Origin of the sequence: Allobosea sp. CER48, from assembly GCF_044752385.1 — a bacterium.
Classification (GTDB): Bacteria; Pseudomonadota; Alphaproteobacteria; order Rhizobiales; family Beijerinckiaceae; genus Allobosea.
This window is the reverse complement of sequence record NZ_JBIWYK010000611.1, coordinates 1-1,562: the sequence shown is the minus strand read 5'-3', so window position 1 is coordinate 1,562 and position 1,562 is coordinate 1. Positions and strand designations below refer to the sequence as shown.

General features: G+C 66.3%; 2 protein-coding genes. Both read left to right on the top strand.

Annotated elements, in window-relative coordinates; translation table 11 throughout:
• Positions 1–479 (top strand): ABC transporter permease subunit (locus ACIPIA_RS15990; protein ID WP_400510960.1); only part of this gene is annotated, 479 nt, incomplete at its 5' end.
• Positions 476–1,519: an amino acid ABC transporter permease gene (locus ACIPIA_RS15985; protein WP_400510959.1), complete on the top strand. Its 1,044-nt coding sequence runs from the start codon at positions 476–478 to the stop codon at positions 1,517–1,519. The genes ACIPIA_RS15990 and ACIPIA_RS15985, both read left to right, overlap by 4 nt.
• Positions 1,520–1,562 lie beyond the last annotated feature (43 nt).

The following is a 1,562-nucleotide window of genomic DNA, read 5'->3' as shown; positions in this document are numbered from 1 at the left end:
CCACGCTGGCGACGCGCTGGGACGTTCCGGCGCTCCGGGGCTTCAACTACCGCGGCGGCTTTGCCGTGATTCCCGAATTCGTCGCGCTGCTCGCGGCCCTCGTCACCTATACTGCCGGGTTTATCGCCGAGATCGTGCGCGGCGGCATCCAGTCGGTCTCGCACGGCCAGACCGAGGCCGGTTCGGCGCTCGGGCTTCGCCCAGGCCAGATCCTGCGTCTCGTCACCATACCGCAGGCTCTGCGGGTGATGATCCCGCCGATGACCAACCAGTACCTCAACGTGCTGAAGAACTCGTCCTTCGGTGCGGCCATCGCCTATCCCGACGTGGTCAGCCTTTTCATGGGCTCGGCGCTCAACAACACCGGCCAGGCGATCGAGATCATCGCCATGACGCTCGCCGTCTATCTCGTCATCGGCCTTGCCGTGTCCGCCTTCATGAACTGGTACAACGCCCGTATCGCCCTGGTGACGCGATGAACCGGACCTCCTCCCTCTCGCTCTGGCGCGAACGCCTCTTCGGCACCCCCTTCACCGGCTTCACCACGCTGGTCCTGGCCTTCGGCATCGCCTGGCTTGCCGTGCCCATCATCCGCTGGGCGCTGATCGACGCGACCTGGACGGGCACGACGCGGGCCGATTGCGCCCCGGGCGGCGCCTGCTGGGTCTTCATCAAGGCCCGCTTCGGCCAGTTCATGTACGGGCTCTATCCCGTCGACCAGCGCTGGCGCGTGGACATTGCCGGCATCGCATTCGCGCTCGGCATCGCCGCCGTCGTGTTTGCTCCACAGCGGTTCAAGCTCAGGCTCGGTCTCGCGATGCTGGTGCTGTTGCCGCCGCTCGGCATCTGGCTGCTCTCGGGCGGCTTCGGGCTGCGCTATATCGAAACGCGTGAATGGGGCGGGCTGATGCTCACCCTGTTCATCTCGGTCTATGCGAGCCTGATCGCGATCCCGCTCGGCATTCTCTTCGCGCTCGGTCGGCAGTCGGAGCTGCGCGTCATACGGCTGATCAGCATCGTCTTCATCGAGTTCTGGCGCGGCGTGCCCATCATCGCCGTGATCTTCCTCGCCTCGCTGCTGCTGCCGCTGATCCTGCCCGGCGGCATCGGCATCGACCGGCTGGCGCGCGCCGTGATCGGGCTCGGCTTCGTCATCGCCGCCTATATGGCAGAGGCGGTGCGCGGCGGCCTTCAGGCCTTGCCGAAAGGCCAGCGCGAGGCAGCCACGGCGCTCGGCCTCAACTACTGGAAGGCGACGGGCCTCATCGTCCTGCCGCAGGCGCTGCGCATCTCGCTGCCGGCCATGACCAACGAGTTCATCGCGCTGATCAAGAACACCACGCTGGTGCTGGTCGTTTCGATCCTCGATCTGCTCGGCATCGCCCAGGCTTCGCTCGCCGATCCCAACTGGGTGGGCATGAACATGGAGGCCTATGTCTTTTCGGGGGCGATCTACTGGCTGATCTGCTTTGCCCTATCGCGCTGGAGCCGCTCGCTGGAGACCAGGCGTCGACTGTGAGGGCGAGGCCACCCTCCCCGTCATTCCGGGGCAAGCGCGCAGC

Excerpts from the sequence above, each read along its gene's own strand:
- ACIPIA_RS15985 (WP_400510959.1), top strand. The coding sequence starts at position 476 with ATGAACCGGACCTCCTCCCTCTCGCTCTGGCGCGAACGCCTCTTCGGC.